A 13,877-nucleotide genomic window follows, 5' to 3' on the forward strand; every position below is an offset into this window, starting at 1 on the left:
TATGTTGCGTCTTTCTCGTCGCCAATTATTAAAAACTACCGCAATTTCAACCGCACTTGCTGCCACACCTCAATCGGTATTAGCGGCATCCCGTGAAAAATTAACCATTCCGCCGTTGATGGAAGCAAAACGTGGTCGCCCAATTATTCTTAATATGGAAGAAACCGGCTACAAGTTAGATGGCTCACATAGTGTCAGTGTATGGGGCTTTAACGGCAATTATCTTGGACCCACTATTCGCATCAAATCGGGTTCCTTTGCAAAACTCAATTATCACAACAATTTGCCACAAAGTATTGCTCTCTCTATTCAGGGATTACAAGCCAGTGGCGAATTATTTGGCGGTGCCGCAAAAGTCCTCAAAAAAGGAGAATCTTGGGCACCAATTATCCCTATAGACCAACCTGCCTCGACTTGCTGGTATCGTTCAGCGACCCTTGCTAACTCGGCCTATCAAACCTATCGTGGCATTGTGGGAATGTGGTTGATTGAAGATGATCAAAGCCTAAAATCACAACTTCCTCACAAATATGGTGTGGACGATATTCCATTAATCTTACAAGACATGGAATTTAACGGAGACGGATTACAATTATTCAAGCAAAATCAACCGCACTTTGTCGGTAATCGTCTTCTCGTTAATGGACAGGAAGCCCCTTATCTTGACGTCCCTCGCGGTTGGGTGCGTTTGCGTTTGCTCAATGCTTCATTAGCAAGAGCCTATGATCTCCGTTTAGATAACGAACAAGACATGTTGCTCGTTGCACGAGACCTAGGCTTTTTACCACAAGGCAAAGCAATTAATTCTCTCATTCTTGCACCAGGTGAACGTGCTGAAGTATTAGTCAATTTAAGCGAAGGGGAAGGTGTATCGCTCATCTCTGGGGCTAAACGTGGTTTCTTCGACAAAATCAAAAATGTGTTCAGCTCAGGCAATGATTTTGCAGATAACACCGTTTTAGAACTTCGCCCACAAGGTGAAATCTCCGCATTCAGTAAAAAAATGAATGAGCAATTTAATACTGATGCCACGACTATGCTCGAAAGTAAAATCGCCCAAGAACGCACCTTTGAACTAGATGTGACTAACGGCTTAATCAACAAGCAACGTTTTGACCCGCGTCGACTTGATGTTTCGGCTAAAGTCGGTACCGTCGAACGTTGGATCATCAACAGCTCGCTGCCTGTCGGTTTCACCATTCAAGGCGCTAAATTTGTGATTGAAAGCCAAGATGATGTTAACGTCGATGCGTCGGAGCTAGCCTGGAAAGACACGGTTTGGGTGAAAAAGAAAGTACAAATTTTAGTAAAATTTGAACAAGCTTCATCAAATACCCATCCATTCTTATTTGGCTCATCCAATTTAATGCTGGCAGATATGGGCTGCCTTGGTATAACGATCGTTCAATAAAATAATGATATAAAAAGGAATCTAACATGAAAAAAAATCTCAACATTCGCTTTAATTGCGACCTTATTTTCAGCTGCTGCCTTGGCTACAGCACCTGAATCAAAAGATAACTCTAAAGATACGACAAATGAGCCAACAATTTATCTTTCTGTTTTTGATAGAACAAACGAGCCTGCTCCATCACCAGACTTACACAAAAAGAAATGTCTCGCTCAAAAAAACAGAGAAGGTATGTTGGGTAGCAACAGGTAATTTTGGTAAAAAAGCGATGGTAAGTGAAACTTTTAAGGCTCAAGCTAAAATTGAATTCACCAGCTCGATTGAGAATGCAAAAGTGGTGTCATCACCAAATAAAAAACTCCATACTATCACTTATACCAGACCAACATTGGAAAATGGTAAATACATGATGAACTGTTGGGCATTCGACCGCCGAGATCCAATCGACAAATATGTGCTGACTGTCAAAATTGGTAAACGCGAATTTGAAAAACAAGTTTTCTACGTGACTGAGTAAGAAAAACACTCAAAAAACGACCTCACTTATATATGCGATGTTTTAAAACTAAAGCAAAAGACCGTCTAGAATTCAATTTTCAGACGGTCTTTCTTTTCTCTGCTTTACGGCTGATAATAAACCCATTCATCATTCAAGGAGCAAACCATGCGCCAAGCACAACAAATCTTTGATTATGCAGCCAATCAATATTCGACGCAGCCAGAATATCTTTGGGAAAAATATCCCGAATATGCCATCTTACGCCATGGTAATGCCAAAGGGAAATGGTATGCACTTATTGGCAAAATCAGAAAAATGAAGCTTGGTTTACAAGAAGAAGGAGAGACTGATTTTATCAATCTTAAATGTCCACCCGATATGGTGAGCATTTTGAGACAATCACCTAATTTCTTGCCAGCCTACCACATGAACAAAACTCACTGGCTAACGATTGTGTTAGATCATGGCGTAGAAACCGAAGAAATCTTCAAATTGTTGGATTGGAGCTACGACTTAACAAAGTAGGAGAATTTAAAAACACCTAAAAATCTGACCGCACTTTTGTCTTTCTTTACTTTAGTCACAGCTAGTAAGATAATAAATGAAAACTATTATCAAAATACAAGTGTTAGACTTGTTTCATTATAAGGAGATAATCATGACAATGAATAGACGTGATTTTTTAAGAATGAGCGCAGCACTCACGGCAGCGGGCATGTCGCCTTCTCTCTTTGCAGCAACAAAAGAGCAATTTACCATTTATGGCGCACCAGCGATGCCAAGTGTGACCATTGCGGTGGCGGCAGCACAAGGTAAATTAGCCAAACAAGCGGATGTAGCATTAGAAATTTGGCGTTCGCCTGATCAGTTGCGCGCAGGCGTGGCAAGTGGACAATTTAAAGTGATGATGAGCCCGAGTAATGTGGGTGTGAATTTACGTAATCAAGGGCAACAAGTTGGCATGGTGAATATTCTCACCAATGGGATTACGCAATTGATGTGCAAAGGTAGTGCCATTACTTCACCGCAAGAATTAGTGGGTAAAAAAATCCTTGTGCCATTTAAAAACGATATGCCAGACATCGTATTACAAGCTTTACTGAAAAAACTGAATATTGATATTAATAAAGTGGATATCACCTATGCGGCAACACCAACTGAAGCAATTGGTTTGTTCTTGCTTAAAGATTTCCATGCGGCCATCTTGCCAGAACCGATGGCGAGTGCCGTTGTGCTGAAAGCTAAAATTGTTGGTACGGAGATTGTACGCGGCTTTGATTTAGTGAAAGAATGGGGTCAAGCGTTTAACACGAAACCGCTTATTCCAATGGCGGGCATTATTGCTAACGAAGAATACTTCCACGCACACAAGGCTGAGTTTGATCTACTTCACCAAGATTTAAGTGATGCGTTAAACTGGATTATGGCTAACCGAAAAAGTGCGGCTGAAATTGGCGCTAATTATCTTCCTGCTCCAGAAGCCGCTATTGAAATGGGCTTAGACGGTGCGCGCTTGACGGTGACCAAAGCCAGTGAACTGAAGAATGAAATCATGCAATTCTATGAAACTTTGATGGCGTTCAATCCAAAACTCTTAGGTGGTAAATTACCAGATGATAAATTCTTCTTGGCTTAATTTGAAACTGAATCACATAACATGATTAAAACTGACAAAATCCGTAAACCACAACCAGTCCTGTTTTACATCATCGACTACCTCTGGAGCGGTTTTACCGGCTTGAGTGTAGCGATGATGGTTGTTGCTTTGTGGGCTTGGGGCAGTGCGATATTTGGTGAATTTATGCTGCCTGCTCCCGCGGATGTTTTTCAAAAAGCCCTTGAGCTGCTCGATCATTTCCAACAAAACGAAATCGGTATTTCGTTATGGCGTTCTGTGGTAGGTATTACCATTGCATTAGTCGCTGGCTTAGCTGCAGGGTTGATTGCGGGCAGCTTTAAAACCGCTATGGCATTGCTTAAACCCGTCATTACGATTTTGTTAGCCATGCCGCCAATTATTTGGGTTGTGATGGCCTTATTTTGGTTTGGCTTTGGCAATCCTAGCGTACTATTTACCATTATCGTATTAGTCGCCCCGCTGACCTTTGCCAGTGCTGCCATGGGCATGGCAAGTGTAAACAAACAACATGAAGAATTGTTTGATGCGTACAAGCTTGGATTGTGGAAAAAAATCCGCTATTTGTATATTCCCCATCTCACGGGCTATGTGATTTCCAGCATTGGCGTCGCGGTTGCGATGGGCGTAAAAGTGGTAATTATGGCAGAGCTTTTGGGTGCCAATGAGGGGGTGGGAGCACAGATTGCCGATGCCAGAGCCATGTTAGATACTTCAACGGTCATGGCTTATGTGTTGTTGGTGATTGTGTTTGTTTCCCTCTTTGAATATTTGATTACCAAGCCATTGGAAATCCTGTTTATGCCGTGGAGAAGATAATGCTGAGTTTAAAGAATGTGCGTTTTGAAATTCTCCGGGATCCCATCGTGCGCGATTTCAGTATGGATTTACAACCAGGCGAAGTGAAAACTTTATTCGGTCCTAGTGGCTGTGGCAAAACTACGGTACTGCGTTTAATTTCAGGTTTGGAAACGCCAAAATCGGGCGAAATCAAGAATACATTCCGTAAAACCGGATTTCTGTTTCAAGAAAATCGTCTATTAGAAAATCTCACTGCTATGCAGAATATCGCCATTTTTATGGATAATCCTAATGAAAATGAAATCATTGCGCTGGCAGAAAAGATCGGGCTTTCTTCGGGTGATTTGAATAAATACCCGACCGAATTATCGGGCGGTATGGCAAAACGCGTGGCATTTTTGCGTCTATTACTATGCGGCTGTGATTTAGCCTTATTGGACGAACCTTTTGTCGGTTTGGATCGCGATTTACGTGATATTTTAGCCGCTATGTTAGTGGAAAAAATTGAGCAACAAGGCATGGCTTGCATTTTAGTGACGCACGATCGCTTTGAAGCGGCTCGATTAAGCCGAGAGATTATGCAGCTTTCTCCAAAAGGGATGGATGTTCAAAATGTGATTACCTTGCCAACGCCATTATCCGAACGTAATTCAGCCTTTGAAGAAACCGTAGTCGCACGCGAATTTCAAGGAATCCATTACTATGAATAATTTCTTTACCCATCCGATGCGACCCTTCTTTGTTGGTGCAGCCATTCTTGCGATTGTTGGTGCATTGAGCTTTTTCATCAGCCCCGATGATCTCATCCTACACCGCAAAATATTCTTAGAATTTATGCTACCAGCCGCATACGGCGGCTTTCTGACGGCTTCCATGCTCGAATGGACAAATTACAAAGGTAATTTAAAACCTATTGCGACGATTTTAGCGGTGCTCTTGCTTGCAGGATTAGTGTTATTGCCATTTTCCCCGCAAACTGCCTCGTTTTTAGTGGCAGCTTATTGGCTCACGTTGTTACTCTTTTGTGCTTGGCTGTTTTGGTTGGATCGCAATACCGACAATTTTACTTTACTGATGTTACTTGCAGCATTTACGGTTTGCCAGACGGCTTACGCCATGACTGATAGTCTGAAATTATTGCGAGCACAGGTGCATTTAAATATGGCGGCAGTGATGTTTGTATCAATTCGAGTCAGCATACTCTTAGGCGCAGAGGCACTGAAAGAAAGTACATTGAAAGATCCCGTATTTATCCCGAATGTCGTGTATAAAAATATCGCGATTACATTTTTATTACTTCATACCGCAGCAGAGCTTTGGTTGCCTGCACAAACAGCCGCTTTTACAGCCTTTGCCGCTGGCTTTATTTTGCTTGCCAAACTGCGAGAATTGCACCATCACGAACTACTACGTAAACATTACGTACGCACTTATTATTTCCTTCAATTGTTCGCCGCAATTGGTTATTTGTGGATTGGCATAAATAAATTAATTGATGAACCTACTGCCGATCCGTTACACATGGTAACACTCGGCGGCATTCTCGGCAGTATGATGATGATTTGGCTCACTGCAGGATTATGGCATAGTGGCTTTACGAAACTGGATTACCCAAAACTCTGTCGCCTTGCCGTACTTTGTCTTTTCACGGCGGCACTTTCCCGAGCTTGTTTGATGTATGTGGACGAGCTGTTTTTTATCACGATTCCCGCTATTTTAATTGCCATTGTGTTTGTGCTTTATCTCGCAACCTTTGTGCCGATATTCCGAAACAATGCCTTTACGGATGATCCGGAGTAATGACTAATCCGCACATCAATGTGCGGATGTTTGATATTTTTTAGACCGCACTTAATAGGCTTTTAATTGGGCCATTGCTTTACAATCTGCAGCTTGATGCTCATCTTCGGTAATTAAACTTTGTAGGAAATGTTTAATTTCAGTCAGTTCGGTAATTTTTTCTTCGACTGAAACCAAATGTTTTGCCAACATACTATCCACTTCACAATGTTGAGATTGCTGCGTTTTCATCTCATTAAAAAATTTAATTTCGGCCAAGCTAAAATCTAACGCTCGGCAGGTTTTAATAAATTTTAATTGCTTCAAACTGGCTTCATCATAATCTCGATAACCATTTGCCAGCCGTTTAGGCTCCGGCATTAAACCCATTTTTTCATAATAACGAATGGTTTCTAAATGAATACCGCTTTGTTTGCTGAGTTCGTGAATCTTCATTTTTTTAAAATCAAGCCTTGACCTTGTAGTTCCTACGGACTTTATACTTTATCTCAAGTTAATTAAAGACACAATGAGGAGCATTATGTCCGACCACCATTCCCATGAACATCATGACCATTCATCTCATGAACATATTCCACAAGATAAAAAAATCTTAGCGCTCAGTTTTGCCATCATTACCGGCTTTATGGTTGTCGAATTTGTTGGCGGCTATTGGTTTAACAGTTTGGTACTCATGGCTGATGCGGGACACATGGCAAATGATAGCTTATCGTTATTTTTAGCCTTGTTAGCGTTGTTTCTATCCGCTCAAAAACAACGATACATTGCCCTACTTAATAGCGGCTCATTGATTGTTGTGGCATTGATGATTTTAGTTGAAGCGATTCAACGCTGGCAAAATCCCATCGAGATGATGGCATTACCGATGCTTGGTGTGGCATCTTTAGGATTACTCGTCAATCTTTTCGTTGCTTGGATAATGTTGAAAAGTGATCATGACAATCTCAATATCAAAGCAGCTTATCTGCATGTATTAACAGATTTATTTGGCTCCGTTATCGCGATTCTTTCAGGATTAGGCGCTTATTTTCTCGGATGGCAATGGGTTGATCCATTGGCAAGTATGATATTGAGTGTTCTCGTGCTAAAAAGCGGAATTGAGGCATTTCGCTTGGCATTAAAAAACACCTAAAAAACTGACTGCACTTTGGTTTGATATTTCCAAAGTGCAGTCAATTTTCAGCGATTATTTCCACTCACCTCGCTCTACAATAATTCCCACATTACTTGCTTGGGCAACCGCTTTAGGTTTGCTTAATTTGAGGCGTAACCATGAAATCCCAAAACGTTGTTGTAATTGATCTGCTACTTCATAAGCCACGCGCTCAATCAATAAAAATGGCTTAGCTTGGACATAATCTAAAATAAATTGGCTCACTTCCGCATAATTGAGGCAGTATTGCACATCATCCGTTTCTGCAGCTTTTTGACAATCCCATGCCATTTCCAAATCAAAAACGAGCTTTTGTTTAATTTGTTGTTCCCAGTCATACACACCGATTTGTGCGAAGACCACTAATTCTTCAATAAAAATACGATCCATCTCTCATTCCTGTAAAAATATAGTGGGCTTATGCTATCAAGTTTGGTTAAAATAACGAACAAGTTTTTCAAATACAATCAAGATTGTGGAGCACAAAATGAGCCTATTTGCCCTTTTTTATATGATTTTTGCTTATTTACTGAGTTCGATTTCCAGTGCAATTTTGATTTGTAAGGTAGCGGGCTTACCTGACCCACGAAAAAATGGTTCTCATAATCCTGGTGCGACCAATGTATTGCGTATTGGCGGACGTTGGGCGGCGCTTGCAGTACTAATTTGCGATATTTTAAAAGGGATGTTACCTGTTTGGGCGGGTTATTATTTAGGGCTTACGCAATTTGAATTAGGCATGGTTGCATTAGGGGCTTGCTTGGGGCACATCTTCCCTATTTTCTTTCAGTTTAAAGGCGGGAAAGGTGTAGCGACCGCATTCGGTGCCATTGCGCCTATCTCTTGGGGCGTAGCCGGCTCAACGCTAGGTACGTGGTTGTTGGTTTTCTTAATTAGTCGCTATTCTTCATTAAGTGCGGTTATCACTGCACTTCTCGTGCCATTTTATGTTTGGTGGCTTAAACCGGAATTTACCTTCCCCGTTGCCTTAGTTTGCTGTTTGCTGATTTATCGTCACCACGACAATATTCAGCGCTTATGGCGAGGCCAAGAAGATAAAATGTGGGGAAAATCCAAGAAGAAATAAATAAAAAAACCTGTCGATAATCGACAGGTTTTCTTTTTATCAAAATGGCTTAGAAATCAACCGCACTTTTAAGTTTTTTCAGTGCGTTTGCTTCAAGCTGACGAATACGTTCTGCAGACACATTATACTTTGCTGCAAGATCATGAAGGGTGGCTTTATCATCATCTAACCAACGTGCTTTGATAATATCTTGGCTACGTTCGTCAAGATTTGCTAAGGCTGTACCTAACTTTTCTGTTGCTTGTTCTTCAAAGTTTTCGCTTTCAAGTTCTGCCGCAAAGTTTGAGCTTTTATCTTCTAAATATAAAGAAGGCGCATAAGCTTCGTCATCATCGTCTGTTGGCAAATCAAAGCCCACATCGGCCCCTGTCATACGGGATTCCATTTCGATGACATCTTCTTTTGACACGCCAAGCTCATTCGCCACCATATCCACTTCGTTTTCATTGAACCAACCTAAACGTTGTTTGGTTTTACGTAGGTTAAAGAACAATTTACGTTGTGCTTTCGTGGTAGCAACTTTCACAATACGCCAGTTGCGAAGGACATATTCATGGATTTCAGCTTTGATCCAATGCACCGCAAAAGACACAAGGCGAACTCCCATTTCAGGATTAAAACGTTTTACCGCTTTCATTAATCCGATATTACCTTCTTGAATTAAATCTGCTTGCGGTAATCCATAACCTGAATAACCACGCGCAACATGAATAACAAAACGTAAGTGTGATAAAACTAACTTTTTCGCTGCTTCAATATCACCGTCATAATACAAACGTTCTGCTAAGCTTTTTTCTTCCTCTGCAGTCAGCATCGGATATTCGTTTGCTGCTCGAATATAACCTTCGATGCTACCTTGAGGTACTAACATCATTTGAGTTTCTTTATTCATTCTTCTCCTCACAGCATGCGGAGCGACGCCCCGACTCATTACTTATTTGTTATTGTATAACAACTATTGTCATTATACCTCAACTTGTTTCATTTGACAGTTTTTAACGATTGAAAGTTCAAATTAATCACTGAAAATTTTCCAAATTAATTTAATGGCACAAGTGAATAAACTACATCCTCTGCCACAACCTTAAACAATAGATCAATATTTGGGTGTTTTCCAGGATTTTGTTTGGCATCTTCAACATGCTCTGCAAACCATTCAATGCCTTGCTGCGCTGAAGTGCGGTCTAATTTTCCGTTAAATTTTTCAGCCAGTGCATTATAAAGACGAAGTGAGCCAAGTTTGCCTAGCGCAGCAGGAATATGATGAATCACGGTTTCACCGTTTAATACATCCAAACCTGTTAGATGCTCAATGCTTGGTAAAGTCTCTAAAATGTCTTTAAAGTTCATGATTGCTTTCCTCTATAAATTAACTAATGGCTTGCTCTGAATTCACTTCGCCATTCGCGCCCATAAAGCGCACTTCAGGCTGTAAATATACACCAAATTTATCTGCCACGGTTTGGCGGATATGATGCGCAAGCTTAACCACATCCTGCCCAGTAGCATTGCTCTTATTAATCAGCACTAAAGCTTGTTGTTGATGAACCGCTGCGCCACCGATTTGAAAACCTTTTAAATGGCATTGATCGATTAACCAACCCGCTGCCAGTTTCACTGAACCGTCTGCTTGTGGAAAGTGCGGTAGATTTTCGACCTGTTTTTGAATTTTCACAAATTGCTCTGCACTCACCACAGGATTTTTGAAGAAACTGCCCGCATTACCAAACTCTTTAGGATCGGGCAATTTACTGCGGCGAATATGGCACACTTCATCAAACACTTGTTTTGCCGTTACAGTTTGAGGATCAAAATTCACTAATGAGCCATATTTTAAAATCGGTTGCCAATTTTTGGCTAATTTCAATCCAACAGCTGTAATCACATAACCTTGCGCATAGCGATGCTTAAAAATACTTTCACGATAACCAAATTCACATTCGCTCGCCTGCAAACGGAATTGTTCGCCCGTATTGAGATTCAATACATCCACATAATCGCATACATCTTTAAATTCCACACCATACGCACCAATATTTTGAATCGGCGCAGAACCGGCACAACCAGGAATAAGCGCGAGGTTTTCTAAGCCCCCCATCCCTTGTGAAAGCGACCATTCCACCAGCTTATGCCAATTTTCACCACCATTAACATGCAAATAATGGTCATCGCGATCTTCTGTATGTTGAATACCCGATAAACGGTTAACAATTACAACACCTTGGAAATCTTCTAAAAACAGCATATTGCTGCCTTGTCCTAAAAATAAGACAGGTAGATTTTCAGCTTGCGCTTTTTGCCAAGCTTGTTGGATTTGTTCAATCGATGTAGCTTCAATAATTTCACGCGCATTTACTGGAATATTGAAGGTGTGAAACGGCTGTAAACTTTGCATTAACTTTCCTTAAAAAAGCGTGTGAGGAAGCGTGATTTTCACGATAGTACCACCTTGCTCCCCTTTTGAAATACTGAACTGAGCATTTAATTGCCGACTGCGCTCAGTCATGATATTTAAACCATAATGTCCGTCTGGCTCGTCTAGTGTAGGAATCCCTACGCCATTATCTTGTACAAGGATTTCGTATTCGCCCTCAGCATTAATATGGGCTTTTACTTCTATACGTGTGCCTTTGGAGTGTTTAATCGCATTTAACGTTGCTTCACGTACAATTTGCAAAACGTGCACTAACTCTTGTGGATTTAAACTTTGTGAGGGCAAACTACATTCTACGGTCATTTGCATCTTCGTTTGTGAGCGCAAACTTTCGATAACTTGTTCCAATGCAACCTGTAAGTTGGCTTCTTGCACCGTTAAACGGAAGGTCGCCAATAATTCTCGTAATTGAGAATAACCATCTGATAAGGCTTGTTCAAATTCACCAATGATGGCAATGCTTTTCTCTTTTGATTCCTCGTCTTCTTTCTTTAAATTATGCTTTAACAGCGTTAATTGAATTTGTAAGAAAGACAGCACTTGCGCCAACGAGTCATGTAATTCCCGTGCAATAATTGACCGCTCTTCCATCAATAAGAGTTGCTCTTGCTGGCGTTGCGTTTTGTGTGAATACAACGCTTTTGCCACCATTTGCCCTAAGTTTTTCATCATACGAGGATCAGGGCAAGGCAAACCCGCTTGCCACGAAAGCACCGCTAAATTTTCATTTTCAATGGAAAGCTCTTCGACTTGAATCGTTTGTTTTGGATCTTTTTGTCCAAAAGAAATTTCCCAATGCTCCGCCCCTAAAATCTCTAATTCGATATAGCGCAAATGTTCACTAACACGAATATGATTGAGCACTTGGCTTAAGATTTTATCATTAATCTTTGTTGGCGTAAGTAACTGCGAGCTTTGATAAAGCGTCGTTAAAGAGCGGTTAGTTTGGCGTAACTTTTGTGTTTTTTCATTTACTGCATCTTCTAAACGGGAATAAAGTTGCTCTAACTCTGATGACATTTGGGTAAACACTTTCGCTAAAATACCGAGCTCATTATTGCTTTCTGTATCAAGTTGGATATGGTTAAACTGCCCCATTTGTACTTGCATACTGGCTTTGGTCATAATCTCTAACGGTTTCACTACTTCGCACTTCATATACCAAATCACATAAGACACCATCGCAAGAATCAATAGCATTGAAACACACAATACTGAAACCGCAATAATCCATTTTAGTTCAGCAAAGCGTTGTAATTCCAACACGAAATCATCGACATCTTGTACATAACTTTTTAGTTCTGCGTGGTATTTTTCGATTTGATGGCTACGAGCGAAATCGGACATCACTGCCCAGCGTTTTAGAATTTTTTGGTAGGACTCCCTCACCCCTGATGGTGCAAAAAGTTGATTCTGCACAGAAAGCAAGGCCTCAGCATTGAGGCTGCGTTGGTAACGCACTAAGTTCTGTTCTACCGTATCCGGTGAACGTTCCATTTCCGTTAATAGTCGATAACTTTGCATACGCAAAGAGCCTGATATATTAATGGCTTCCGCATCCGATTTATTGCTTGCCATCACAAGTAAACTCAATGAGCTAATAATGCCCATGAAAATAATGACCACAAATAAATATTTAGCAATACGAGTAGAAACTGAACGTTTAGCGTACACGATAATTCTTCAAAATTGGAAAAAGTGACCATAGTTTAGCACAAAGTGCGGTTGAAATTGGCTGATTTTTCACAAATAAAAAACATCGGCTTTGACACCGATGTTTTCAAAAACTTGAATTTTTTTAACCGAACTTAGCTCAATTCTTTGCCTTTTAATTCTGGCACTAAGAAGACTGTCGCTACCATGTCGATGACATAAATCACCGCCAAGAAAGCAATTGCAATACTGAATGAGTACGCAGAGACAATCGCCCCGACAACAACTGGCCCGAAGCCACCTACGGCACGACCTAAGTTAAACAACACATTTTGTGCCGTTGCACGTGCTTCTGTCGGATAAGCTTCTGCCATTAATGCGCCATAACCGCCCATCATGCCATTCACAAACATCCCCAAGAATGCACCGGCCACCAACATAGCGGTTGGGTCAGCTAATTGAGAGTAAGTGATGATGCTGATCACAGCACCAAGTTGGAATAGTAAGAAACTTGGTTTACGTCCGATTCTATCGGCTAGACGACCAAAAATCCAAATCCCTGCCATCATGCCGCATACCGTAACAGCCGTCCATAAACCTGATTTCGTTAAACTAAAGCCAAGTTGTTTAGATAAGAAGTTTGGCATCCAAATCATAATGCCGTAGTAACCAAAATTTTGTACGGAAGTTAACACCACCACACCAAGGCTCACTTTTGTGGTTGCTTTGTCTTTCACTAAGAGTTTAAAAGATTCCAGTTTGGATATTTTTTGGGTAGAAAGTGCGGTCTGTTTTCGTGAGAAAATTTCAGGTTCGTGTAAACGGGTACGTAAATACCAGGCCACAAATGCTGGGAAGATACCAACAACGAACATACCGCGCCAGCCGATATGTGGAAGCAATACAGGGGTGAGTAACGCTGCTGCTAACACACCAACTTGCCAACCTAACGCCACATAGGAAGCAGCTTTTGCACGGTGTTTTGCGGGCCAAGCTTCAATGGCTAATGCCATACCGATACCAAATTCACCGCCCAAACCGATACCCGCAATGGTGCGATAAATTAATAAATCCCAATAGCCTTGTGCGATTGCACATAAACCGGTAAATACGGCGAAAAGTACGATTGTCCAAGTCAGCACCCGTACACGCCCATAACGATCACTTAATGCACCAAATACAATACCGCCCACCACAGCACCAATAAGTGTCCAAGTGACTAATGAGCCAGATTGTGCGGGAGTTAAATTAAGATCTGCCGAAATGGCACTAAGCATAAATCCAAGAATAAGAAGATCGAATCCATCCATCGCGTAGCCGACAGCTGATCCAATCAAGGCTTTCCAGCCATATTGATTGACGTTTGTCATGATTGAGGTCCCTTTTGCTACTCACGGATAGCG

The 13,877-nt window shown here is 41.2% G+C and carries 16 protein-coding genes; 9 read left to right on the top strand and 7 right to left on the bottom strand.

The genetic code is table 11. The features are described from left to right. Position 1: 1 nt before the first annotated feature. The 7 genes from DX522_RS04080 to DX522_RS04110 all read left to right on the top strand — a co-directional run bounded on the left by DX522_RS04080 (position 2) and on the right by DX522_RS04110 (position 6,147). Positions 2 to 1,411: a multicopper oxidase domain-containing protein gene (locus DX522_RS04080; protein WP_115179917.1), complete on the top strand. Its 1,410-nt coding sequence runs from the start codon at positions 2 to 4 to the stop codon at positions 1,409 to 1,411. A gap of 127 nt (positions 1,412 to 1,538) precedes the next feature. Further along, on the top strand, positions 1,539 to 1,928 hold the full coding sequence (locus DX522_RS04085) for a hypothetical protein (protein ID WP_262054159.1): 390 nt from the start codon (positions 1,539 to 1,541) through the stop codon (positions 1,926 to 1,928). A gap of 147 nt (positions 1,929 to 2,075) precedes the next feature. Beyond that, positions 2,076 to 2,435, top strand: a complete 360-nt coding sequence (locus DX522_RS04090) for an MmcQ/YjbR family DNA-binding protein (RefSeq protein WP_115179918.1) — start codon at positions 2,076 to 2,078, stop codon at positions 2,433 to 2,435. Between the two features lie 133 nt (positions 2,436 to 2,568). Continuing rightward, positions 2,569 to 3,546, top strand: a complete 978-nt coding sequence (locus tag DX522_RS04095; protein ID WP_115179919.1) for an ABC transporter substrate-binding protein — start codon at positions 2,569 to 2,571, stop codon at positions 3,544 to 3,546. A 21-nt stretch (positions 3,547 to 3,567) separates the two neighbouring features. Further along, positions 3,568 to 4,365 carry an ABC transporter permease gene (locus DX522_RS04100; RefSeq protein WP_111406601.1) on the top strand — a complete coding sequence of 266 codons (798 nt, stop codon included), beginning with the start codon at positions 3,568 to 3,570 and terminating at the stop codon, positions 4,363 to 4,365. Further along, the gene (locus tag DX522_RS04105) at positions 4,365 to 5,057 is read left to right on the top strand and encodes an ATP-binding cassette domain-containing protein (RefSeq protein ID WP_178410690.1); all 693 of its coding nucleotides are present in this window, start codon (positions 4,365 to 4,367) and stop codon (positions 5,055 to 5,057) included. The genes DX522_RS04100 and DX522_RS04105 overlap by 1 nt, the downstream gene beginning before the upstream one ends. Then, entirely contained in the window at positions 5,050 to 6,147 is a 1,098-nt protein-coding gene (locus tag DX522_RS04110; protein WP_115179920.1) for an NnrS family protein, read from the top strand. The genes DX522_RS04105 and DX522_RS04110 overlap by 8 nt, the downstream gene beginning before the upstream one ends. A 51-nt stretch (positions 6,148 to 6,198) precedes the next feature. Here the strand turns inward: DX522_RS04110 and DX522_RS04115 are convergent, their stop codons facing one another. After that, complete coding sequence (locus DX522_RS04115) at positions 6,199 to 6,582, bottom strand: MerR family transcriptional regulator (RefSeq protein WP_049363434.1); 384 nt, start codon at positions 6,580 to 6,582, stop codon at positions 6,199 to 6,201. 85 nt (positions 6,583 to 6,667) lie between these two features. Here DX522_RS04115 and DX522_RS04120 point away from each other — a divergent pair, with 85 nt between their 5' ends. Next, the gene (locus tag DX522_RS04120; RefSeq protein WP_049363436.1) at positions 6,668 to 7,279 is read left to right on the top strand and encodes a cation diffusion facilitator family transporter; all 612 of its coding nucleotides are present in this window, start codon (positions 6,668 to 6,670) and stop codon (positions 7,277 to 7,279) included. 54 nt (positions 7,280 to 7,333) lie between these two features. Here the strand turns inward: DX522_RS04120 and folB are convergent, their stop codons facing one another. Next, entirely contained in the window at positions 7,334 to 7,690 is a 357-nt protein-coding gene (gene folB / locus DX522_RS04125; RefSeq protein ID WP_049363438.1) for a dihydroneopterin aldolase, read from the bottom strand. A 97-nt stretch (positions 7,691 to 7,787) separates the two neighbouring features. Between folB and plsY the strand changes: the two genes are divergently transcribed. Beyond that, positions 7,788 to 8,387 (top strand): glycerol-3-phosphate 1-O-acyltransferase PlsY, encoded by a 600-nt coding sequence (plsY, locus tag DX522_RS04130; protein ID WP_049363440.1) that lies wholly within the window; start codon positions 7,788 to 7,790, stop codon positions 8,385 to 8,387. Positions 8,388 to 8,436: 49 nt separating this feature from the next. On the opposite strand, the gene rpoH is transcribed toward plsY, so the two are convergent. The 5 genes from rpoH to DX522_RS04155 form a co-directional block, all read right to left on the bottom strand. After that, a complete protein-coding gene (gene rpoH / locus DX522_RS04135; protein ID WP_070714948.1) occupies positions 8,437 to 9,279 on the bottom strand; it encodes an RNA polymerase sigma factor RpoH in 843 nt (280 codons plus the stop codon). Between the two features lie 146 nt (positions 9,280 to 9,425). Continuing rightward, a complete protein-coding gene (locus tag DX522_RS04140; RefSeq protein WP_115179921.1) occupies positions 9,426 to 9,737 on the bottom strand; it encodes a DUF2322 family protein in 312 nt (103 codons plus the stop codon). Positions 9,738 to 9,756: 19 nt separating this feature from the next. Beyond that, positions 9,757 to 10,782: a UDP-N-acetylmuramate dehydrogenase gene (gene murB / locus DX522_RS04145; protein ID WP_115179922.1), complete on the bottom strand. Its 1,026-nt coding sequence runs from the start codon at positions 10,780 to 10,782 to the stop codon at positions 9,757 to 9,759. A gap of 9 nt (positions 10,783 to 10,791) precedes the next feature. Further along, positions 10,792 to 12,495 (bottom strand): nitrate/nitrite two-component system sensor histidine kinase NarQ, encoded by a 1,704-nt coding sequence (gene narQ, locus DX522_RS04150; RefSeq protein WP_115179923.1) that lies wholly within the window; start codon positions 12,493 to 12,495, stop codon positions 10,792 to 10,794. A 134-nt stretch (positions 12,496 to 12,629) separates the two neighbouring features. Further along, complete coding sequence (locus tag DX522_RS04155) at positions 12,630 to 13,844, bottom strand: MFS transporter (RefSeq protein WP_115179924.1); 1,215 nt, start codon at positions 13,842 to 13,844, stop codon at positions 12,630 to 12,632. Positions 13,845 to 13,877 lie beyond the last annotated feature (33 nt).

The sequence above is a fragment of the Haemophilus parainfluenzae genome, assembly GCF_900450995.1.
GTDB classification, from domain to species: Bacteria; Pseudomonadota; Gammaproteobacteria; order Enterobacterales; family Pasteurellaceae; genus Haemophilus_D; species Haemophilus_D parainfluenzae_O.

Coding starts and splice junctions, on each gene's coding strand:
- DX522_RS04080 (WP_115179917.1), top strand. CDS start 2: ATGTTGCGTCTTTCTCGTCGCCAATTATTAAAAACTACCGCAATTTCA.
- DX522_RS04085 (WP_262054159.1), top strand. CDS start 1,539: ATGAGCCAACAATTTATCTTTCTGTTTTTGATAGAACAAACGAGCCTG.
- DX522_RS04090 (WP_115179918.1), top strand. CDS start 2,076: ATGCGCCAAGCACAACAAATCTTTGATTATGCAGCCAATCAATATTCG.
- DX522_RS04095 (WP_115179919.1), top strand. CDS start 2,569: ATGACAATGAATAGACGTGATTTTTTAAGAATGAGCGCAGCACTCACG.
- DX522_RS04100 (WP_111406601.1), top strand. CDS start 3,568: ATGATTAAAACTGACAAAATCCGTAAACCACAACCAGTCCTGTTTTAC.
- DX522_RS04105 (WP_178410690.1), top strand. CDS start 4,365: ATGCTGAGTTTAAAGAATGTGCGTTTTGAAATTCTCCGGGATCCCATC.
- DX522_RS04110 (WP_115179920.1), top strand. CDS start 5,050: ATGAATAATTTCTTTACCCATCCGATGCGACCCTTCTTTGTTGGTGCA.
- DX522_RS04115 (WP_049363434.1), bottom strand. CDS start 6,582: ATGAAGATTCACGAACTCAGCAAACAAAGCGGTATTCATTTAGAAACC.
- DX522_RS04120 (WP_049363436.1), top strand. CDS start 6,668: ATGTCCGACCACCATTCCCATGAACATCATGACCATTCATCTCATGAA.
- folB (WP_049363438.1), bottom strand. CDS start 7,690: ATGGATCGTATTTTTATTGAAGAATTAGTGGTCTTCGCACAAATCGGT.
- plsY (WP_049363440.1), top strand. CDS start 7,788: ATGAGCCTATTTGCCCTTTTTTATATGATTTTTGCTTATTTACTGAGT.
- rpoH (WP_070714948.1), bottom strand. CDS start 9,279: ATGAATAAAGAAACTCAAATGATGTTAGTACCTCAAGGTAGCATCGAA.
- DX522_RS04140 (WP_115179921.1), bottom strand. CDS start 9,737: ATGAACTTTAAAGACATTTTAGAGACTTTACCAAGCATTGAGCATCTA.
- murB (WP_115179922.1), bottom strand. CDS start 10,782: ATGCAAAGTTTACAGCCGTTTCACACCTTCAATATTCCAGTAAATGCG.
- DX522_RS04155 (WP_115179924.1), bottom strand. CDS start 13,844: ATGACAAACGTCAATCAATATGGCTGGAAAGCCTTGATTGGATCAGCT.